This is a genomic window from Nonomuraea sp. NPDC050022, assembly GCF_044460705.1.
GTDB lineage: Bacteria > Actinomycetota > Actinomycetes > Streptosporangiales > Streptosporangiaceae > Nonomuraea.
This window is the reverse complement of sequence record NZ_JBITKE010000014.1, coordinates 24,734-45,029: the sequence shown is the minus strand read 5'-3', so window position 1 is coordinate 45,029 and position 20,296 is coordinate 24,734. Positions and strand designations below refer to the sequence as shown.

The 20,296-nt window shown below is 69.8% G+C and carries 15 protein-coding genes; 8 read left to right on the top strand and 7 right to left on the bottom strand.

What is annotated here, in order from left to right:
• Positions 1–34: 34 nt before the first annotated feature.
• On the bottom strand, positions 35–3,541 hold the full coding sequence (locus ACIBO2_RS45915; protein WP_397304312.1) for a LamG-like jellyroll fold domain-containing protein: 3,507 nt from the start codon (positions 3,539–3,541) through the stop codon (positions 35–37).
• Between the two features lie 776 nt (positions 3,542–4,317).
• Between ACIBO2_RS45915 and folP the strand changes: the two genes are divergently transcribed.
• Complete coding sequence (gene folP / locus ACIBO2_RS45910; RefSeq protein ID WP_358549024.1) at positions 4,318–5,103, top strand: dihydropteroate synthase; 786 nt, start codon at positions 4,318–4,320, stop codon at positions 5,101–5,103.
• A gap of 680 nt (positions 5,104–5,783) precedes the next feature.
• Positions 5,784–6,185, top strand: coding sequence for a peptide-methionine (R)-S-oxide reductase MsrB (msrB, locus tag ACIBO2_RS45905; protein WP_225289313.1), 402 nt, complete (start codon positions 5,784–5,786; stop codon positions 6,183–6,185).
• A gap of 281 nt (positions 6,186–6,466) precedes the next feature.
• On the opposite strand, the gene ACIBO2_RS45900 is transcribed toward msrB, so the two are convergent.
• The 5 genes from ACIBO2_RS45900 to hemG form a co-directional block, all read right to left on the bottom strand.
• The gene (locus ACIBO2_RS45900; protein ID WP_397304311.1) at positions 6,467–7,291 is read right to left on the bottom strand and encodes a patatin-like phospholipase family protein; all 825 of its coding nucleotides are present in this window, start codon (positions 7,289–7,291) and stop codon (positions 6,467–6,469) included.
• Position 7,292: 1 nt separating this feature from the next.
• Positions 7,293–8,522 (bottom strand): RNA-guided endonuclease InsQ/TnpB family protein, encoded by a 1,230-nt coding sequence (locus tag ACIBO2_RS45895; protein WP_397304310.1) that lies wholly within the window; start codon positions 8,520–8,522, stop codon positions 7,293–7,295.
• A gap of 469 nt (positions 8,523–8,991) precedes the next feature.
• Positions 8,992–9,777 (bottom strand): hypothetical protein, encoded by a 786-nt coding sequence (locus tag ACIBO2_RS45890; protein WP_397304309.1) that lies wholly within the window; start codon positions 9,775–9,777, stop codon positions 8,992–8,994.
• A gap of 528 nt (positions 9,778–10,305) precedes the next feature.
• The gene (gene hemQ, locus ACIBO2_RS45885) at positions 10,306–11,007 is read right to left on the bottom strand and encodes a hydrogen peroxide-dependent heme synthase (protein WP_358549034.1); all 702 of its coding nucleotides are present in this window, start codon (positions 11,005–11,007) and stop codon (positions 10,306–10,308) included.
• Positions 11,000–12,415: a protoporphyrinogen oxidase gene (gene hemG / locus ACIBO2_RS45880; RefSeq protein WP_358549037.1), complete on the bottom strand. Its 1,416-nt coding sequence runs from the start codon at positions 12,413–12,415 to the stop codon at positions 11,000–11,002. Before hemG ends, hemQ begins: the two co-directional genes overlap by 8 nt.
• Before the next feature lie 127 nt (positions 12,416–12,542).
• Here hemG and ACIBO2_RS45875 point away from each other — a divergent pair, with 127 nt between their 5' ends.
• Positions 12,543–13,490, top strand: coding sequence for a DUF4349 domain-containing protein (locus ACIBO2_RS45875; protein WP_358549040.1), 948 nt, complete (start codon positions 12,543–12,545; stop codon positions 13,488–13,490).
• Between the two features lie 18 nt (positions 13,491–13,508).
• Here the strand turns inward: ACIBO2_RS45875 and hemE are convergent, their stop codons facing one another.
• The gene (gene hemE / locus ACIBO2_RS45870; RefSeq protein WP_397304402.1) at positions 13,509–14,459 is read right to left on the bottom strand and encodes a uroporphyrinogen decarboxylase; all 951 of its coding nucleotides are present in this window, start codon (positions 14,457–14,459) and stop codon (positions 13,509–13,511) included.
• A 652-nt stretch (positions 14,460–15,111) separates the two neighbouring features.
• Between hemE and ACIBO2_RS45865 the strand changes: the two genes are divergently transcribed.
• From ACIBO2_RS45865 to ACIBO2_RS45845, 5 genes are all read left to right on the top strand, one after another.
• Complete coding sequence (locus ACIBO2_RS45865; RefSeq protein WP_225289305.1) at positions 15,112–15,708, top strand: DUF3000 domain-containing protein; 597 nt, start codon at positions 15,112–15,114, stop codon at positions 15,706–15,708.
• A 45-nt stretch (positions 15,709–15,753) separates the two neighbouring features.
• Positions 15,754–16,980: a ribonuclease D gene (locus ACIBO2_RS45860; protein ID WP_358549046.1), complete on the top strand. Its 1,227-nt coding sequence runs from the start codon at positions 15,754–15,756 to the stop codon at positions 16,978–16,980.
• Positions 16,981–17,052: 72 nt separating this feature from the next.
• Positions 17,053–18,198, top strand: coding sequence for a Gfo/Idh/MocA family protein (locus ACIBO2_RS45855; protein WP_397304307.1), 1,146 nt, complete (start codon positions 17,053–17,055; stop codon positions 18,196–18,198).
• A complete protein-coding gene (locus tag ACIBO2_RS45850; protein WP_397304306.1) occupies positions 18,195–19,355 on the top strand; it encodes a dihydrodipicolinate synthase family protein in 1,161 nt (386 codons plus the stop codon). The genes ACIBO2_RS45855 and ACIBO2_RS45850 overlap by 4 nt, the downstream gene beginning before the upstream one ends.
• Positions 19,352–20,281, top strand: coding sequence for a sugar phosphate isomerase/epimerase (locus ACIBO2_RS45845; protein WP_358549051.1), 930 nt, complete (start codon positions 19,352–19,354; stop codon positions 20,279–20,281). The genes ACIBO2_RS45850 and ACIBO2_RS45845 overlap by 4 nt, the downstream gene beginning before the upstream one ends.
• Positions 20,282–20,296: the final 15 nt, after the last annotated feature.

Genomic DNA, 20,296 nt, shown 5'->3' with positions numbered 1-20,296 from the left:
GGCTCTCCTCCGAAGGTTCGCGAGCATGGGACGGTCAGCCGTCGATGGGCAGGTTCATCGCGATGTTGATCACCTGGCGGTCGGTCAGGGTGCCGGTGTAGGCGCGGACGTCGTCCACGTCTCCGCCGAAGAAGTCGACCGCGGCGCCCCGGTACTTGCCCCGTCCGATCTGCAGCGCGCCGGCCGCCCAGGCGCCGGTCACGGGACGCTGGTCGGTGAGCTGTCCGTTGACGTAGAGCCGGACCTGCTTGGCGGGTTCGTCGTACACCCCGGCCAGATGCGTCCAGGTGCTGAGCACCGAGCAGTCGATCGGCTCGGCCGAGGTGGCGTGCGTCATACCCGAGCTGTCGTTGTCGGCGGGGGTCGTGGAGAACGACCAGCGGGGCACCTTGACGCCGTTCTCGGTGAAGATCCGGTAGCCGAGGTAGAAGCCGCTGTTGCGGGTGCCGTCCTGGCTGAGGGCGGTCATCACGTGATCGGGCAGCACGCAGGTGTCGTCGCCGGCCAGACGTACCCACGCCGTCACCGCGTAGCTGTGGTCGGTACGGATCGGGGCCGACGGCGTGGCCGCGTAGCCGGTGGCGCCGTCGAGGCTCAGCGCGCCGCCGCCGTCGAAGCCGTCGTCGGACCATGCGGCGGCTCCGCCGAGCGTCGCGGGCCAGCGGCCGTCGGAGGAGTTGGCCGCGGTGGTGCCGGTGCCCTCCTCCAGCTTCCACCAGCCACGCTGGATGGGCGGCTGCTTGGCCATGGCGGCGATCTCGTTGCCGAGCGCGGGGTCGTTGACCGTGCGCGGGTCGTCGGACAGCTCCCGGTTCCAGACCTTGAGCTCGTCGATGTCACCGGCGAAGTTCTCGATGAAGGTGTTGTGCCACTGGGTGCGTCCAACCTGCAGCGCGCCGATGGCGTCCCAAGGGGTGTAGGGGAAGGCGGCGGGCGCCGACTGGAGCATCCCGTTGACGTACAGGCGAAGCTGCCGGTGCGGCGCGTCCCACACGCCGACCAGGTGCGTCCAGATGCCGGTCACCGGTTCGGTGTCGCTCACCGCGCGGACGATGGACTCGTTACCGGTGTCGGCGTTGTACTTGTTGAAGATCCACCGCTTGTAGCCGGAGGAATAGTAGAGCTGGAAGCCCGAGGAGTAAGTGGCGGACTGGCTGGCCACGGTGGAGTTCTTGCTCTTGTCCGACAGCAGCACCCAGGCCGCCACGCTCATGCTCCTGTTGGTGTGCACCACCGGGCCGTCCGTGCTGCCGTAGCCGGTGGCGCCGTCGAAGTGCACCCCACCGGCCACGCGGCCCCCGGCCCAGCTCGCGCCGCCGGCGAACGTCACCGGGTGCGGCGTCGCCGAGGAGTCACCGGCCGTGAATCCGCCGCCCTCGTCCATCCGCCAGTGCCCCACCGGGTCGAATCCGGCCTTGACGTAGAAGGAGTAGACGGCCGGGGTCTTGCCGACGTTGCCCGCCCGGTCGACCGGGTAGACGTACAGAGCGTTCAGCCAGTCGTGGCGGGGCGCGACCCGCACGTTGGCGGAGGTCTGGCCCGCCGGGATCGACACCTGGGTCGCGGGGGTGGCCTCGGCCGGATCATCGATCGCGTACCTGAAGGCCGTCACGTCGCTCTCGCCGTCACCGGGAGCCAGCGTGAAGCCGCCCGCCCAGCCCACGCCGCCCTGCCAGTCGTCAGGGGTGCCGGCTGGATAGTCGGCCGAACTCACCTTCGGCAGCTTGGCCGGGTCCACCGTGTCGACCGTGAACTCACACCACTTGCTCCACCCGCTGGAGTCGGTGCCGTCGTAGGCCTTCACCCGATAGGAGTAGCTCTGCCCGGTGACCAGCTTGGCCAGCTTGATGGAGTGGTCGGTCGCCGAGGTGGTGTACTTGTAGGCGGTCTTCCCGCCGCCGGGCAGCGTCGAGGTGATGTCGTCCCACGCGCCGGTGCCCGCGTTGTAGCGGTGCATGACGAACTCCGCCCGCACCCCGTCGTTCGCCTTGTCCGGGTCGTAGATCCGGGCCTTCAGCTGGAGCGGGTTCTCCACGTCACCGGCGTTGACCGCCGGCCGGGCGGCTCCCGTGACGCAGGGCGTCGCCGGATAGGTGCCCACGCCCGAAGGCGCCGACGGCGGGGTGTTGTAGTCGATGACGAGCTTCGGCGAGGAGCTGAAGCCCTTCCACCCCCACACGCTGCTGCCGGTGTCGTCGTAGTCCTTCAGCCCGAACGTCGTGTTCGACCAGCCCGACTTGGCGGCCTTGACGATCGCGCCGGTCACGTTGAACTCGATGCCCTTGTCCGGGCAGGAAGAGCTGTAACCGGCGTCGGAGGAGACGCTGTCCTGCCAGTCGGCCCAGGACGGCTGGTGACTCCAGTTCGTCGACTTGGAGATGCCGCCGGTCAGCCAGAGCTGCACGGCCTGCGGGTCGGAGGTACAGCCCCAGGACTTGATCTGCGTGATCCGGAACGTCGCCTTGAGGATGTGCTTGCCGTTGACGTTGTTGGAGTCCATCCGGAAGAACGACCGTTTGACCCCGCCGCCGTAGTCACCCGCTTCCGCCATGTGGCTGGAGTTCCAGTACTCCTGAGCGGGATAGGACTTGTCGACATACGTCCAGGCCAGCTTGGATCCCGACCACTGCGGGTCGATGTACACCGGATACGTCGTGCCGGGCCCGGTGAGCAGGCTCTTGTCCGGCGTGATCGCGATACGGTCCCGGGTCACGTCCACAGCCATGACCGCCTGCCGGCCCTCCCGTTTCGGCCCGGCCACCAGCGGCGACGGCCCGGAAGCTGTACCTGAGGAGTCCCACATGCGGGGCGGGGGCGCGTGGAACAGCTCCGTCCCCGTCTCGGTCACGGCGCTCAGGCCACCGGTCGCCGTCTCGCGCACGGCCAGCCCGTTCGAGCGCATGCCGAAGGTGAGCTTCGCCAGCGCGGGGTCGGCGGCGGCGGCCTTGTTCTTGACGACGAGTACCTCGGAGAAGCCGGTTACCGACGCGGTCACCTTCAGATCGACGCCTGGCAGCACCTCGCCGTATGTCGCGGTGCCCCCCTCGAGCACCGGCTTCGGCAAGGTCCCCGGCCAGGTCATCGCGACCGAACGCCCGCCCGTCCCGATGGTGGCCAGCGCGGTCGTCCCGCCGCCGGAGAAGGTCATCTCCAGCGGGGTCGCCACGGTCCGCACAGTGCTGTCCGCCGCGAAGACCAGCGTCGGGTCGACGTCGGCCCAGCCGGCGCCCCGCCGTACCCGCTCGGGCAGGGCCGAGGTCTCCGAGGTGAACGAGCCGTCGGGGTTGGCGAACACCTGGCGGTTCTCCGTACGCAGGGACAGCACCTCGACGTGCTGTTTCTGGCTCCGGGCCTGGTCCAGGGCCTCCCGTTCGCTCTGTGCCGGCTCGCTCTGTGCCGGCTCGCTCTGTGCCGGCTCGCTCTGTGCCGGCGGTTCGCCCCTGGCCGCCACCGCGGCGCTCGCGGTTCCCGGGGGACCGAACGTACCGGCCAGCAGCGACATGACCACGGCGAGAACTGCCCCGCGGGGGGAACGGCGCATCGGGCCCTCCAGAGGATCTGCGAAAGTGCGCGGAGTACTCGTCGGTTCCGCCGCGCCAGAGGACGGGTGCCGTCCCGATGCCCGCACGCCACATCCCGAGAGTGCCGGGACCATTTATAGAAAGAGTCGGAAATCAGGGCGTCAACCCGACGGATGAAGATCGCCTAAACGTTCGCCGTACGGCCGCGCGGTCCTTGTCTCACTTTCGCCGTACACGGGACAGGCCGGTCGGCCCGGTATGCCGGTGACGTACCGCGTCCGGCCACGCCAGCGAGGTAAACCTCTGCGGTATGGTGCCGCGCGTGTACCGCAGGGGTTGTAGCGGCGCCCAGGTCGCGTCCACGGGAGCGGTGTATGAGTTCGGCCGGCGACGGTGCGGCCGAAGGTGTGAGACCGGCCCCCAGGCCGCGTGTCCGCGCGGCGCAGCGGTGTAGCCGCCCTGATAAGGGAAATTTGACGATGAGGCGCGCACGTAGTTCGGCCGTCGCTCAAGGTCGATGTTGAAGTTATGGTGGTGGAGATCCACGGACGGTACCCGGCCGCGCTGGACTACGACCGCGAGTGACGTAGCGACTGAGGCGAGCGATGAAGAAAGGGCTGGCAGCAGGCAACGTGGTTTTGATCGGGCTGGGATCCATCAGCCCCTTCATGGCGCTGCGCTGGATCATTAATTTCAGACGGAGTTGAACGTAATGCAGATGTACCACCCCAAGCTCATCGCGCCGATACGGAGAGTGGGACGGCGAGAATTCAATCTAGCGCGACACATAGTCGTGATGGGCATTGTGAATCGCACGCCGAACTCGGGCCTGGATCCGAATCGGTCGATGGAGCTTGGTGAGACGATCGCGACGGCGGAGCGGGCGCTACGGGATGGCGCGGAATGGCTTGACGTAGGGGGCCGGGCGTTCCGCTCTGATCAGCCACCGTTGTCGGGGGCGGAAGAGATGGACCGAGTGGTGCCGGTGATCAAGGGCATTCGGGAGAAGAGCGACGCCGTGATCAGCGTGGACACTCACCTGCCGGAGGTCGCGGAGGCGGCCTACAAAGCGGGTGCCGATGTGATCAATGACACGAACGGGCTCCGTTCGCCGGGGATGGCGAGCCTTATCGCCGAGACGGGGATGAGCGTTGTCATTACCCACAGCATCGGCGGGCCGGGAGAGGTGGTGGCGAGCCCCCAATATGGGGATGTCGTCAGCGAGGTGACGGAATTCCTTCGCGAACGGGCGGACGCCGCGGTTGGACATGGCATCAAACCGGAGAAGATCTTCATCGATCCGGGGCACGACCTGAACAAGAACACCGAGCACTCGAACACGATAACCCGCCGCCTGGGAGAGATCGCGGCGCTCGGATATCCCGTACTCGTGGCGTGCAGCAACAAGCATTTCATTCGGGAAAGCCTCGGAGTAGCGCGAGACAGCGAAGCACTGAAGGCGGGAACGATCGCGGCGAACACGATGTGCGTTCATCAGGGCGCGCGGGTCGTGCGAGTCCATGATGTCGCCGGGAATGTCACTGCGATGAGAGCGGCGGAATCACTGCTCGGTTTGGCGTAAATCTGGGCGACGGGAGCCAAGCCGCCCGCCCAATGCGTGGCACCCGAAGGGCGAGCGTCAAGCGAGTTGGGCCGGTGGCTTGGCGGACGTTTGCTGAGGCGCCCGGCCGGTGCGTGGGCTCGGCGAGTCCAGCGGGCCAACGGCACGCAGTGCGGCGCCCGGCCCGTGGGGTCTCCCAAAAAGCCTTAAAAGCGAGATGACACGGCGGTGCTCAGCTCGGGAAACTTGCTCCAGGGCACGCTGCCGTGATGCCGTTCGTGCCGGTACGTTCGACCACATCTCGGTGACGCCCTACGCGCGCCCACGGAACCGGACGGCTGGCCCATGCCCCGCCCCTTGCGGCGACCGGGGCTGACCGTGCTTGCCGTAAAGAAACCAATGATGTTGATGTGAGGTGGTCCGGCCCGGAGCGGGCGCGGTGGCGGGACCGGCGCTCGACGGGACGGACCAAAAGATCACTCGCCACCGTTCCGGGCGCTGGCGCGCCACCCGGCCGGTCTTCGGATCGCCGGCGGCGCCAGCACGGGCGTGGGCTGTGCCGCGCAGGCGATCCGGCGAGTGATCTCACCTCTGGGCAGGAGGTGATGACACCCCCTTGTCGTCAAAGACGCAGATTGGCCCCAGAAGGGATGCTTCACCCAACGGAGATCTCTTTTTGCCGGATCTCGTACGCTGGAAGCATGGAAAAGGTGGTCAAGAGCGATGCCGAGTGGCGGATCCAGCTCTCTCCCGACGAGTTCCACGTCCTCAGGGAGGCGGGCACCGAGCGTCCGTTTACCGGCGAGTACGTCGACACCAAGACCGAGGGCGTCTACTCCTGCCGGGCGTGCGGGGCCGAGTTGTTCCGGTCGGACACGAAGTTCGAGTCGCACTGCGGGTGGCCGAGCTTCTTCCAGCCGTCGGATTCGGACGCGGTGCGGCTGATCGAGGACGCCAGCCACGGCATGGTGCGTACCGAGGTGCGCTGCGCGCGGTGCGACTCTCATCTGGGGCACGTCTTCCACGGCGAGGGGTACGCCACGCCCACGGATGACCGTTATTGCATCAACTCCGTGTCCTTGCGGCTCGAACCCAGCGCGTGAACGACCGGCGACACCGCGTATCGAGCGCGTGGAGCGGGTAAGTACTCCGCTGTGAATCTTGTTCATCTTCGTCACCGCTGGCACACGATCGAGGCCATCGGCCGCGTCGTGACCCAGCGGTGCGAAGTGTGCTTCAAGACCCGCACACGCGTGCGCTAACTCTCCCGGCGGCCGGGGACGAGCACGAGTTCGGTCATGTCCACAGCGCGGCGACGCGGCCGACGAAGGCGGTCATATCCGCGACGCTGGCGGTCGTGCCCACAGGGCGGCGAGGCGGACGGTCATGTCCATAGCGCGCCGACGCGGGCGACGAGGGCGGTGCCCTGGGCGTAGCCGGCCTCGGCGCTGGCGCCCCGCACGGCGGGGTCGAGAGGGTCGGTGCCGACCGCCGCCTGTGACGCCTCGTCGGGCTCGATCACCTCGACCTTCCCGCCTGTCACCGCGGGCTCGGAGGCGAGCTCGGGCATCGGGGCGAGGATGAGGATCCGGTCGTACCCGGAGGCGAGGTCGGCGTTGGTCATCGAGCGCATGCCGCCGTCGATGTAACGCACGCCGTCGATCGTCACCGGCGGCCAGATGACCGGAATCGCGCAGCTCGCCGCGACCGCGTCGACCAGCGCCACGCCCGAGCCGGGCCCGAACAGGGCGGGCTCGCCCGTGACCGCGTCCACGGCCACGATCACGAGGTCGCGTTCCGGCCAGGTGTGGACGGGCAGGCGCCCCTCGATCACCCGGCGGCGTTCGGGCTCGCCGACGGTGTCGGCGGCCAGGGCCAGCGCGCCGAACCTGCGCCGCTGCTCGGCCGGGTCCTCCGTGCTTTCGTAGACCTCCTGCATGGTCGCCCACACCTGGTCCAGGGGGACGCCGCTCGGGAGTTCGGGTGCCTGGAGGGCGGGGTCGGTCTGGCGTTCGAGGAGGTCGGGCAGTGACAGACCGCTGGTGACCTGCGCGGCGACGACGGATCCCGCCGAGGTGCCGATGACCTTGTCGGCGGAGGCGGCCACGTCCACTCCCCCGGCGGCCAGGCCGGCCAGCACGCCGGTGGTCCACGCGATCCCGGCGACCCCGCCGCCGCCCATCACCAGTGCCCGCTTGATCTCGCTCATATCAACTACCACCAGCTGAAGCTGGGGGTTTGCTCTCGCGGTCCCGTCTGGGTGAGGGGAGGCCGGTAGCGTGTGGCTGGTTGATGGCAGCCCAGTCCGCGATGCCGCGTGTGGCGATGTTGCGGGCTGCGATGTGGTCGGCGTGCCCAGCGAGGCCGCACCTGGTGCAGACGAACCGGCCCCGCGCCGGCCGGTTCGCCCGGCTGATGTACCCGCATTCCGGGCAGGTCTGGGAGGTGTAGGCGGGGTCGACCAGGACGAAGGCGATCCCGGCTCGGGCTGCCTTGTAGCGGGTGAAGGTGATCTGCTGGGCGAACGCCCAGCTGTGCAGGGTGCGCCGCTGGAACCGGTGAGCCCTTACCCGCCCGCGAATGCCCTGAAGGTCCTCCAGGGCTATGCCGCGGCCAGTGCGTTCGGCTTCACGCACCACAAACGTCGAGATTTGGTGGTTGAGGTCGGTCATCATCCGGTGCTCACGACCCGACAGACGGCGCAGCACCCGCCGCGCCGCCGACGTGCCCTTCTTCTGCAACCGGCGGCGTTGGCGGTGCCGCCGCTCGCGCAGGGTGCGGACATGGCCGTTGCCGCCGATCGGCCCCGGCAGTGTTGGGCCGGGCAGCACCGCGCCGTCGGAGGTGACCGCCAGGTTCGCCACTCCTTGATCCACCCCGACGAAGCCGCCGACCGGCTCACGCGTCGCCGGTGTGGGCAGGGTGAGCGCGACCTGCAGCAGCCACCGGCCGCGACGGTAGATCAGGTCGGCCTCCCCCATCGGCAGCGTGTCGATGGCTTTGAGGTCGTCTGGGCGGCCGGTGTAGGGGATGGTGACGCGGCCGGTGGGGGTCCACAGCGACACGATGCGGGCGTCACGGTTGAAGCTCATCAGACGGGCATCGTAGGGGACGGCGCCGTGGGCGCGGAAGATGTGGGCGCGTTTCTTGCTGGCGCGCCGGTTGGCGTAGGCGCCGGCGACCCGGGCGATCGCCCGCACGGCCGCCTGCGCGCCCAGCCCGGCCACCTGCCCGCGCACCTCGTAGTAGGCCAGCCGATGTAACTCCACCACGGTAAAGACGCGATGCTGCCAGGCCAGCCGGGAGACGACGGTCGCCGCCTGATTGCACAACAGCACCGCTGCGGCCAGCGCCTCAGCCTGAGCCGGGGCGGGCATGAGCCGCAGTTGCACGATGGTGGGCAGGCCGTGGCGTTTGGTGGCGGAGCGGCGGATCGCCATCGCACACCTCCTGTCACAGGATCATCACCCACCGCACATGCAACCGAACGTGACAGAGTCTTTCCATACTGTTTTCGAGAGGAGGGGTGGCGCTTCCTCCTAGCCCTGAAGGACCGGGTCTCCGCGCCACCATTCAGATGAAGGCCCCTCGCTCGCTACCGAATTCGTTGTAATTCCCAACCGGCCGCGAGTCGATCGTCTTCCTGGTGGGGATGGCCGGGTCACCCAGCAATGGTTCCCTGGGCGGGGCTTCGTCACGCGACCGTTTCAGTCTCTTGTGACGGTCCGTCGTAGCTGGGGTCCCTGGGGAGACAAACGCCTCCGGGGGTGAGATGGAACACCGCCCGTCGTGGCAGAGGTCCCAGGGGAGAGACACCTGCCCATCACGGCCGAGGCCCCCAAGGCAGAGACGCCCCCTCCAAAGGAGGGCGGAAGAACGGATACCCGGCGAGCGTTCATGGGCGTCGCATTAGTCGGGTTCGGGGTGGGTGACGCGGCAGGTCTTGTCGGTGGGGCCGAGGATGTTGGCCAGGACCGGGTTGCCGTTCTCACCGAACTTGGCCTGGACGAAGATGATCGGGTTCGTCTCGCCGCTCTCCCTCAGGTACTGCAGGCCGCGTTCGCACAGCGTGATGGCTTGGCTGGAATTTCCGGCCGACTCTGGAAGGTCGGTGTATAGGCGGAGATATCCGCCTATGGTGCGGATGTCCTTGAGGCGTTTGGATGCCTTGTCGTCCGCGGGCCAGTGCGTGCGGAAGTATTCGGCCGCCTTCTGGTCGGTGTGCATCGAGGGACCATCCGCCTTGTAGTCGGACCCGTCGTCCCCGGTCGACGAATCTCCGAGCCACGAATCGACGGCCGACGGATCCACGGTGCCGCTGTCCGCGGGCGCTTCGGCCTGGGGGTCGCTCCCCGTCACGGAGCCCGGCGTGGCGCCGGCCGGAGGGGCCTTCGAGGCCGGGGTGTCGTGCGTCGAACCGCCTGAACGTTGCGCGCCTCCGCCCAGTGGGGTGGGGGTGACGCTCATCGGGATGCGGGTCGCGCCGCCCTCCGCGAGGGCCTGGCCATGCTTTCCCGCTCCCCTGTGCGCACCTGAGCTCGTACCCTCACGCGGGCTCGGGTCCGCGGCCGCACGGGTGTCCGCACCTCCGCTCGCGTCCGATCGGGCCGTCAGGCCACCGGCGAGCGGGCCAGCGAGTGGACCGGCGAACAGGTCGTCCGTGCCCAGCAGCCCCAAGGTCGCTCCTGCCAGCACCAACGCCCCCGCCGACAACCCCAAGACCCACGGCCGCCGAGCCTTCGTACGACGCCGCCGCCCGACATGCCGTGACCTGCGCGGCGAGCTCCCCGGCGACCCGTGGCCGGGCGCTTGCCGGGCCTCCCCGCGTCGCTCCGGGCGGCCCGGCAAAGACGCGTCGAACCACTCCCGACCCGGCGAAGGCGCATCGGACCGCCCCCGTCCTGACGGAGGCGCGTCGAACCACTCCCCACCCGACGCAGGTGTGTCGGACCGCTCTCGACCCGACGGAGGCGCATCGGACCGCCCCCATCCCAGCGCAGGCGCGTCCGACCGCTGCCGTCCCGGCTTGATCCGTAGATCATCACGATCCGCCGCGTGTCGCCCAGAGGTGTGCCCTTCCGACCGCCGCACCCGGCCCGCCCCCTTGGAACGTGACACCCTCGGCCCCGCACAGGTAAGGGATTCCCACGATTGTGGCAAGAAGCGGTAGATCAATTCAGTTGGATCGCCAACATGGGGCGCCTGTGAACAGGGAGGTTGGTGTTACGGAAGCGCCGCGATGAGCTCCTGAACGGGCTTGCGCACGCCCGTGTAGAAGGGGACCTCGATGCGCGTGTGCTCGCGGGCCTTGGCGCCCCGCAGGTGGCGCATCAGGTCGACGATCCGGTGCAGTTCGTCGGCCTCGAAGGCGAGCATCCACTCGTAGTCGTTCAGGGCGAAGCAGGACACCGTGTTGGCGCGGACATCCGGGTAGTCACGCGCCATGTGACCGTGCTCGGCCAGCATCGAGCGCCGCTCGGCGTCGTCGAGGAGGTACCACTCCAGCGAACGGACGAACGGGTAGACGCTGACGTACGCGCGCGGCTCCTCCTCGGCCAGGAAGGCCGGGATGTGGGACTTGTTGAACTCGGCCGGCCGGTGCAGCGCCATCGCCGACCAGACCGGCGCGCTGTGGCGGCCGAGCGCGGTGCGGCGGAAACGGGAGTAGACGTCCTGGAGGTCCTCGGCCGTCGGCGCGTGCCACCAGAACATGTAGTCGGCGTCGGCCCGGAACCCCGCCACGTCATAGAGGCCGCGGGTCACAACGTCTTTCAGCGCCGCCTGTTCGAGCAGCTCAGTGACCTCGCCGGTCATGCTGTCACGGTTGGCGGGGCAGGGGTCGGTGGCCTTGAAGACCGACCACATCGTGTAGCGGATCACCTGGTTCAGATCGCGGGCCTTCGGCCGCGGTGCGCCCTCAGTCATGGGTCCATTGTCCTTCCGGCGAGAGGTGGTCCAGAATTCGGGCCGCCGCCGTGCGGGCCGTGGAGACGCACGCGGGGATGCCGAGCCCGTCGTAGGCCGCCCCGCACACCGCCAGTCCGGGCTGTACGGCGACCGCCGCGCGGATCCGGGCCACCCGGTCGAGGTGGCCGACGTCGTACTGCGGCAGCGCCCCGCCCCAGCGCGAGACCCGGGTGTCGACCGGCAGCCCGCGTACGCTCATGACGTCGCCCATCTCGGCCGTGGCCAGGGAGACGAGTTCGGAGTCGTCGCGCTGGAGCAGTTGCTCCTCGCCGATCCGGCCGATGGAGCAGCGCACCACCACCAGATCGCCGGCCAGGTGCGGCCACTTGACCGAGCTGAACGTCACCGCCTTGACCGGCCGCCGCTCGACCGGCGGGACGAGGTAGCCGCTGCCCGTCGGCGGTGTGGGGAAGGCGTCGACGGCGTAGGCGAGGGTGACGATGGCCATGCTGGCGTAGTCGATGCGGTCCAGCTCGATCGCCGCCTTGGGCGCCTCGGCGCGCAGCAGCCTGGCGGCGGCGGGCCCCGGCGCGGCGACGATCACCGCGTCGGCCTCGATGACCTCGGGGCGCGGCACGGGGCCGGTCACGAGCCGCCAGCCGTGCTCGGTCCGGTGCAGCTCGCGTACGGTCACACCGGTCCTGATGTCGGCGCCCGACGCCTTGGCGACCGCATCCGGCAGGCTGCCGATCCCGGTCCTGAGCGAGGTGAAGACGGGTCCCGCGTCGCGGGGCGCCTCCTCCACGATCTGCCTGGCCGCCGCGAGCAGCGAACGCTCGGAGCGCGCGGCGGCGGCGATCGCCGGCATCGTGGCCTCCAGCGACAGCCGTTCGGCCCGGCCCGCGTAGACGCCGCCGAGCAGCGGGTCGACCAGCCGCTCGAGCACCTCGCCGCCCATCCTGGCCCTGATGTAGGAGGCGACGGAGACGTCGGTGCGTACCAGCGTGGGGGGCAGGATCTGGTCCAGCGGCACGCGCGCCAGCCCGCCGGGCGACACGATGCCGGATCTGACCAGCTCCATCAGGTCGGCGGGCACACCCATGACCTGCCCCTTGGGCATCGGCCGCAGCGCGCCCCTGCTGTAGACGGCGGCGCGGGTGGTGCCGGGGTCCACCAGGTCGTCGCCGAGCCCGACGGCCTTGGCCAGCTCCTTGCCCTCGGGCCGTCTGGCCAGCATGGACTCCGCGCCGGCGTCGACGTCGATGCCCGCGACCTCGGAGACGAGCAGCTTGCCGCCGATGCGCGGGCTGCCCTCCAGCACGGTCACCTTCACGCGCTCGCCCGCGCCCTGTCTGAGGTGCCACGCCGCGGCCAGGCCGGAGATCCCGCCCCCGATGACGACCACGTGCGCTTGTTTCCCTGCCACGCCTCCCGACGCTACCGTCTGTGGCGCTCGCCCAGCCCCCCGGGGGAACCCACTTTTGGATCAAGCATGTGACCTGACCGTGACGCCCGTGGTCAAACCCGCCGGAGCCACCGCCCGTCTTAGGTGCATGGAGAGATTCCGGTACGGCGTCGCGTTATCAGCCGCCTGCGCGATCCTGGTCCTGTCCGGCTGCGGCGGTGGCCAGTCGAACATTCAGTCCAGCCAGGCCGGGGCCCCGGCGGTGGCGCCTGAAGCGGCGTCCGGCCAGACAGAGTCGAAGGCCGCCCAGGACAGCGCCTCCACCCCGCAACGAAAAGCCCCCAAGTCCGTCGAGAACATCGCCTCGAAGGTCAAGGTCACCCAGCAGGACCGCCAGGTCATCTACACGGCGAGCATGACCGTACGCGCCAAGGAGGTCACGGGAGCGGCGCTCCAGGCCAAGCAGATCGTCACCACGGCCGGCGGCTACCTGTCGAAAGAGGAGTCGAACTCGGCCGAGGGCAGCGAGGCCAGCGCCCTGCTGGAGTTCAAGATCCCGCCCGCCCGCTACGGCGAGGTGCTCGCCGCGCTCGGCAAGAACCTGGGCAAGCAGCTGTCGGTCCAGCAGGGCACCCAGGACGTCACGCTGCAGGTGGCCGACGTCAACAGCCGGTTGAAGTCGGCGCAGCAGGCGCTCGACTCGCTGCGTACGCTGCTGAAGAAGGCCGACACGATCGGCCAGGTGCTGCAGGTCGAGCGGGAGATCTCCGACCGCGAGGCGGACCTGGAGTCGCTGCAGTCACAGCAGAAGGAGCTGGCCACCCAGGTCGGCATGGCCACGCTCACGCTCCGGCTGGTCGGCCCCGTCGCGGTCGTGAACGAGCCGTCTGAGGAGCCCGCAGGCTTCCTCGGCGGCCTGAAGTCGGGCTGGAGGGGCCTGGTCGGGGCCGTGAAGGTCGCGCTGACGGTCGTCGGGGTGCTGTTGCCCTGGATGATCGTGGTCGTGCCGGTGATCGTTCTGACGGTCGTCCTGGCACGGCGGCGCCGCCCGGCCCGCCCAGCAGCGGCGACCCCGGTGGAGACTCAGGCTTCGTGAACGAGCCCGAGCTGGAACTCAGGCTCCGTGAACCAGATCGGTGAGCCGCATGAGCTGGTCGGGGTCGGTCGAGGGCAGCACGCCGTGGCCGAGGTTGAACACGTGGCCCTCGGCCGCCTCGCCCCGGCGCAGCACCTCGCGCGCCTTGCGCTCGACGACCTCCCACGGGGCCAGCAGGATGGCGGGGTCGAGGTTGCCCTGCAGCGCCTTGCCCGGCCCCACGCGGCGGGCGGCCTCGTCGAGCGGCACCCGCCAGTCGACGCCCACCACGTCGGCCCCGGCCTCGCCGAGCAGGCCCAGCAGTTCGCCGGTGCCCACGCCGAAGTGGATGCGCGGCACGTCGAGGTCGGCCAGGCCGTCGAAGATGCGGCGGGTGTGGGGCAGGACGAACTCGCGGTAGTCCTCGGGGGCCACCGCCCCCACCCACGAGTCGAACAGCTGGACGGCCGACGCCCCGGCCCGGACCTGGATGCGCAGGTGCTCCAGGACGATGGCGCTGAGCCGGTCCATCAGCGCGTGCCACAGCGCGGGCTCGCCGTACATCATGGCCTTGGTGCGGTCGTGGTTCTTGGACGGCCCGCCCTCGATGAGGTAGGAGCCGAGCGTGAAGGGCGCGCCCGCGAAGCCGATCAGCGGCGTGGCGCCCAGCTCGCCGGTCAGTGCCTGGATCGCCTCGCTCACGTAGGGGACGTCGCCGGGCTCCAGCGGGCGCAGCGCGTCGATTCCGGCGGCGTCGCGGATGGGGTCGGCCACGACCGGGCCGACTCCCGGCTTGATGTCGAGGTCGATGCCGATGGCCTTGAGCGGCACGACGATGTCGCTGAAGAAGATGGCCGCGTCGACGCCATAGCGGCGGACGGGTTGCAAGGTGATCTCGACGATGAGGTCGGGTGTCGCGCACGCGGTCAGCATGGGCACGCCCTCGCGAACCTTCAGGTATTCGGGCAGCGACCGCCCGGCCTGCCGCATGTACCAGACCGGGGTGTGCGGTGCGGGCTGACGGCGGCAGGCGCGAAGGAACGCTGAGTCGGCGAGATTCACCTCTCAAGGGTCCCATGACCTCGTGCCGGTCCGTTCATCGGCGCGACGTGTCGGAAAAGTATGCATTGAATGACCAAAATCATGATCAGATAGCCAGATGGATGTTTACCGGTCGGCTCGGCATCGGCGCCTCACACGGGTCGAACACACCCCATGGGCGACCAGAAAGCCGGTCTCGTCTGGACCAAAAGTTGGCCAAGCCACCGCGCGGCATCGATTCAGCATCCACTTTCGGGACACGCCGAGCGCGTTGCGGCGAATTGTCAGCGTGCCGTGCCAACGTCGGAGCGACGACCCGAAGAAAGGCTCCGGTGCGATGACCGCGTTGTGGGGTTCCCCAGAACACCGCAGTGAGCACTGCGCTCCCTGCGCCGGCATGCGGCTGTTCGAGCAGCCTCCGTGTCTCGATGGGCACGAGCCGGGCGAGTGTCCGGAGTGGGCCTGTGTCGACTGCGGCCACGCGATCGTCCTGGGCGGGATCACCCTGCCGGTCCGTCAGCTGGCTATGGCATCGGTTTGATCGCGAACTATGAGCACCCCCGTGGTCCCCTTCCGCCCGTCTTCGACCTACGCTTCGGCTATGACCCTCGGTGAGCAGCCGCCGGCCCCCGCCTCCTTCAGGCGTGCGGTCGACAGCCTGCGCCAGGCCGAGGTCAGGCCGGAGATCGAGCTCGAAGACCTGCCCGCGCCCCAGCGGCTGGCCCCCTTCTCGGCCGCGATCGGCGCCTCGGTCTACCGCGAGGACGACGAACTCGCGGTCGGCAGGCTGATCCTGCTCTTCGACCCCGACGGCCAGCGCGGCTGGGAGGGTCCGTTCCGGCTGGTCGCCTATGTCAGGGCCGACATGGAGCCGGAGATCACCTCCGACCCCCTGCTCGGCCCCGTCGCGTGGAGCTGGCTCACCGAAGCGCTAGAGGCTCATCAGGCCGACTACTCCGCCGCTGGCGGTACCGTGACTAGAGCCGTGTCCGAGGGATTCGGCAACAAGGCCGAAGACCCGGTCACCACCGAGCTAGAGCTGAGGGCGTCCTGGTCGCCCGCGCATGAGGATCTCTCCGGCCATGTCGCAGCCTGGTGTGACCTCATGTGCCTGGCGGCGGGGATCCCGCCGCTCCCTCCCGACGTGGCCGCCATGCCACGCCGACGTGAAGATCCGGAGAGTGACCGTACGAAGTGAGGGCACCAGTCAATACCGCACAAGCGTCATGAGAACGGTGATCTCATGACAGAAGAACGAACCGTCGTCCCACTGCTGGAGCCACGCGAGGGCATCCCGGCGGTCGTCGAAGACGGCGCCTCTTTGGCGCGCGTCGTCGCGGCCTTCCGGGCGGGCTCTGGTCCCGTGGCCGTCGACGCCGAGCGGGCCTCCGGCTACCGCTACGGCAACCGCGCGTACCTGGTGCAGCTGCGCCGGGCGGGCGCGGGCAGCGCGCTGATCGACCCGATCGCCTGCCCCGACCTGTCGGAGCTGGACGAGGCCGTCTCGGGCGCGGAGATCGTGCTGCACGCCGCGTCGCAGGACCTGGCGTGCCTGCTGGAGGTCGGGTTCAGGCCGCGTGACATGTTCGACACCGAGCTGGCGGGCCGGTTGCTCGGCTACGAGCGGGTGGGGCTCGGCACGATGGTCGAGACCGTGCTGGGGCTGCGGCTGGAGAAGGGCCACTCGGCGGCCGACTGGTCGACCAGGCCGTTGCCCGAAGACTGGCTGCGCTACGCGGCGCTCGACGTCGAGGTGCTGGTCGAGCTCCGCGACGTGCTCCACGGCGAGCTGGTGGAGAGCGGCAAGCTGGAGTGGGCGCGCGAGGAGTTCGCCGCCGTGCTCAACACCCCGCCGCCGGTGCCCCGCTCCGATCCGTGGCGGCGTACGTCGGGCATCCACAAGGTGCGCAACATGCGGGCGCTGGCGATCGTGCGGGAGCTGTGGACCATGCGCGACCGCATCGCCCAGGAGAGCGACCTGGCGCCCGGCCGGGTGCTGCCCGACTCGGCGATCGTCACGGCCGCGTTGGAGGTGCCGCGCACCAAGAAGGCGCTCACCGAGATCTCGGCGTTCACCGGTCGCAGCGCGCGCCGGCACATGACCGACTGGCTGGCCGCGGTCAGCAGGGCGCGCGGGCTGCCCGAGTCCCAGCTGCCGCAGCCGAGCACGCCCGGCGACGGGCCGCCCCCGGCCAACCGCTGGGCCGACCGCGATCCTGCGGCGGCCAAGCGGCTGGCCGCGGCGCGCGCCGTCGTGGCCGCGCTCGCCGACGAGCATCGGATGCCGACGGAGAATCTCCTGCAGCCCGACGCGGTCCGCAGACTCACCTGGGAGCCGCCGGTGGAGATCACCGACGAGACCGTGACCGACCGGCTGCGCGGGCTCGGCGCCCGCGAATGGCAGCTCTCCCTCACCGCCCATCCGCTCGCCAAGGCGCTGGCCCGGCTGGAAAGCAAGGGCGAGCTCTAGGTACGGCCCACTTGACGCCCCCACGGGGGCGGCCTTACCGTTCGGGAAAGCGCTTTCCGCGAAAGGATCCTCATGAGCGTGCGCACCATTGGCGTCGTGATGAACGGCGTCACCGGCCGGATGGGTTACCGCCAGCATCTGGTCCGATCGGTCCTGGCCATCAACGAGCAGGGCGGGGTCGTCCTGTCCGACGGCAGCCGGGTCAAGCTCAGGCCGGTCCTGGTGGGCAGGAGCGCGGACAAGCTTTCCCGGATCGCCGCCGAGCACCACATCTCCCGCTACACCACGGACCTCGACTCGGCGCTGTCCGACGACGACAACCTCATCTACTTCGACGCCCAGGTCACCAGCGCCAGGGTGAAGGCGGTGCTCAAGGCCATCGAGGCCGGCAAGCACATCTACGCCGAGAAGCCCACGGCCGAGTCCGTTCAGGAGGCGGTCGCGCTGGCGGAGGCGGCCAAGGCCAAGGGCGTCAAGAACGGCGTGGTGCAGGACAAGCTGTTCCTGCCGGGCCTGCTCAAGCTGAAGCGGCTCATCGACAGCGGCTTCTTCGGCCAGATCCTCTCGGTCCGGGGCGAGTTCGGCTACTGGGTGTTCGAGGGCGACTGGCAGGAGGCCCAGCGGCCGTCGTGGAACTACCGGGCCGAGGACGGCGGCGGCATCGTGCTCGACATGTTCCCGCACTGGCACTACGTGATGGAGAACCTGTTCGGCCGCGTCGAGTCCGTCTACGCCAAGGCCGTGACGCACGTTCCCCAGCGGGTCGACGAGCAGGGCAAGACCTACGCGGCCACCGCCGACGACGCCGCGTACGGGATCTTCGAGCTGGCCGGCGGCGTGATCGCCCAGATCAACTCCTCCTGGACCGTCCGCGTCAACCGTGACGAGCTGGTGGAGTTCCAGGTGGACGGCACGCACGGCAGCGCGGTCGCGGGCCTGCGCAACTGCCGTTTCCAGCACCGCGCAGCCACCCCCAAGCCGGTCTGGAACCCCGACCTGCCCGCCACGGCCCGCTTCCGCGAGGGCTGGCAGGACGTGCCGGACAACGCCGACTTCGACAACGGCTTCAAGATCCAGTGGGAGGGGTTCGTCCGCCACGTGTGCGAGGACGCTCCGTTCCCGAACGACTTCGCCTCGGGCGCGCGCGGCGTGCAGCTGGCCGAGCTGGGCCTGCGTTCCTCGGCCGAGGGCCGCCGGATCGAGGTGCCGCACCTGTGATCATCGACCTGCCCGGCGGCGCGTACGCGCTGCGCGAGCCCGTGACCTGGCCCGTCGTCGACGCCCCGGCGTCGAGCCGGGTCGTGTACGCGGCCGCGCACGTGGTGGCCGACCCGCTCGGCGACAACACGCCCGGCTCCCCCGCCGCCGTCGACTGGGACGCCACGCTCCGGTTCCGCAGGCACCTGTGGTCGTACGGCCTGCGCGTCGCCGACGCCATGGACACCGCCCAGCGCAACATGGGCCTGGACTGGGCCGCCACCAAGGAGCTCATCCGGCGCAGCGCCGCCGAGGCCCGCTCGTTCGGCGACCCCGCCGCGCTGGTGGCCTGCGGCGCGGGCACCGACCACGCCCCCGACGCCGCCGACCTGGGCGCGATCACCGCCGCCTATACCGAGCAGCTGGAGACCGTGCAGGCCGCGGGCGCCGGGGCGATCATCATGGCCTCGCGGCAGCTCGCGCGGGTGGCGAGCGGGCCCAAGGACTACCACCAGGTGTACGGGGAGCTGCTCGGGCTGGCCGAGCGGCCGGTGATCCTGCACTGGCTCGGCCCGATGTTCGATCCGCAGCTGGCCGGATACTGGGGCTCCGCCGATGTGGCGGCGGCCACGGAGTCGTTCCTGGAGCTGATCCACGCGCACGCCTCGAAGGTGGACGGCGTGAAAGTGTCGCTGCTCGACGAGGAGCACGAGGTGGGCCTGCGGGCCGCCTTGCCCGCCGGAGTCAGGCTCTATACCGGCGACGACTTCAACTATCCGTCGTTGATCAAATCGGGGTCGCACGCGCTGCTGGGCATCTTCGACGCGATCGCGCCGGCGGCGGCCGCGGCCCTGCGGGCGCTGGATGCCGCCGAACAGAGCACCGGCGCGGAGGCCGCCCGAAATCTCGCACTTTACGATGAGATCTTGGCGCCGACCGTGCCGCTGTCCCGGAAGATCTTCGAGACGCCGACGTACAACTACAAGACCGGCATCGTCTTCCTGGCCTGGCTGAACGGCCACCAGGACGCGTTCGCCATGGTGAACGGCGCCCAGTCGGCCCGCTCGCTGGTCCACCTGTCAGAGGTCTTCCGCCTGGCCGACCAGGCCGGGCTGCTGGCCGACCAGGAGCTGGCCGTACGGAAGATGAAGGCGCTGCTGGAGGTGAACGGGCTGTGAGCCTCTCCCTGAACCAGCGGACGACCAAACGGTGGTCGGTGGCGGAGGCCGTCGAGGGCTGCGTACGGCACGGCCTGGAGGCCGTGGGGCTGTGGCGTGAGGAGGTGGCGGAGCAGGGGCTGGCCGAGAGCGTCAAGCTGGTCCGCGACGCCGGGCTGCGCGTGTCGTCGCTCTGCCGTGGCGGCTTCCTGACTGCCCCCGCCGACCCAGCCCCCGGCACGAGCGGCCAGGCACTAGGCGGGACGGCCCGTCAGGCGGCGCTCGACGACAACCGGCGGGCCATCGACGAGGCCGCCGAGCTGGGGGCGGCCTGCCTGGTCATGGTCGTCGGCGGCCTGCCGGGTGTACGGCCCGGCGAACCGCTGCCGGTCGTGCGGCCGGGTGAACCGCTGCCGGCCGACCTCGACGGCGCGGGGCCGCCGTTCTCGCGTGATCTGGCCGGGGCCCGTGAGCAGGTGGCCGAGGCGCTGGAGGTGCTGGCCCCGTACGCCGGCGAGCGGGGCGTCAAGCTGGCGCTGGAGCCGCTGCATCCGATGTACTGCGCCGACCGGGCCGTCCTGTCGACACTGGCCCAGGCGGTCGACCTGTGTCTGCCGTATCCGGAGGAGCAGGTGGGGGTGGTGGTCGACACCTTCCACGTGTGGTGGGACCCGCGGCTGTTCGAGGAGATCGCCAGGGCCGGCAGCCGGATCGCGTCGTACCAGGTGTGCGACTACCTGCAGCCGCTTCCGGCGGACGTGCTGCTGGGGCGGGGGATGATGGGCGACGGGGTGATCGACTTCCCGCCGATCACCCGCGCCGTGGCCGCGGCCGGTTACACCGGGGACGTCGAAGTGGAGATCTTCAACGCCGACGTCTGGGCCGCCGACCCGGACGAGATCGTGGCCACCATGAAGCACCGCTACGCCCAGGTGGTGTCCGCCTGACCCGGCCGGGCGTCT

Coding starts and splice junctions, on each gene's coding strand:
- ACIBO2_RS45915 (WP_397304312.1), bottom strand. CDS start 3,541: ATGCGCCGTTCCCCCCGCGGGGCAGTTCTCGCCGTGGTCATGTCGCTG.
- folP (WP_358549024.1), top strand. CDS start 4,318: ATGGGCATTGTGAATCGCACGCCGAACTCGGGCCTGGATCCGAATCGG.
- msrB (WP_225289313.1), top strand. CDS start 5,784: ATGGAAAAGGTGGTCAAGAGCGATGCCGAGTGGCGGATCCAGCTCTCT.
- ACIBO2_RS45900 (WP_397304311.1), bottom strand. CDS start 7,291: ATGAGCGAGATCAAGCGGGCACTGGTGATGGGCGGCGGCGGGGTCGCC.
- ACIBO2_RS45895 (WP_397304310.1), bottom strand. CDS start 8,522: ATGGCGATCCGCCGCTCCGCCACCAAACGCCACGGCCTGCCCACCATC.
- hemQ (WP_358549034.1), bottom strand. CDS start 11,007: ATGACTGAGGGCGCACCGCGGCCGAAGGCCCGCGATCTGAACCAGGTG.
- ACIBO2_RS45875 (WP_358549040.1), top strand. CDS start 12,543: ATGGAGAGATTCCGGTACGGCGTCGCGTTATCAGCCGCCTGCGCGATC.
- hemE (WP_397304402.1), bottom strand. CDS start 14,459: ATGCGGCAGGCCGGGCGGTCGCTGCCCGAATACCTGAAGGTTCGCGAG.
- ACIBO2_RS45865 (WP_225289305.1), top strand. CDS start 15,112: ATGACCCTCGGTGAGCAGCCGCCGGCCCCCGCCTCCTTCAGGCGTGCG.
- ACIBO2_RS45860 (WP_358549046.1), top strand. CDS start 15,754: ATGACAGAAGAACGAACCGTCGTCCCACTGCTGGAGCCACGCGAGGGC.
- ACIBO2_RS45855 (WP_397304307.1), top strand. CDS start 17,053: ATGAGCGTGCGCACCATTGGCGTCGTGATGAACGGCGTCACCGGCCGG.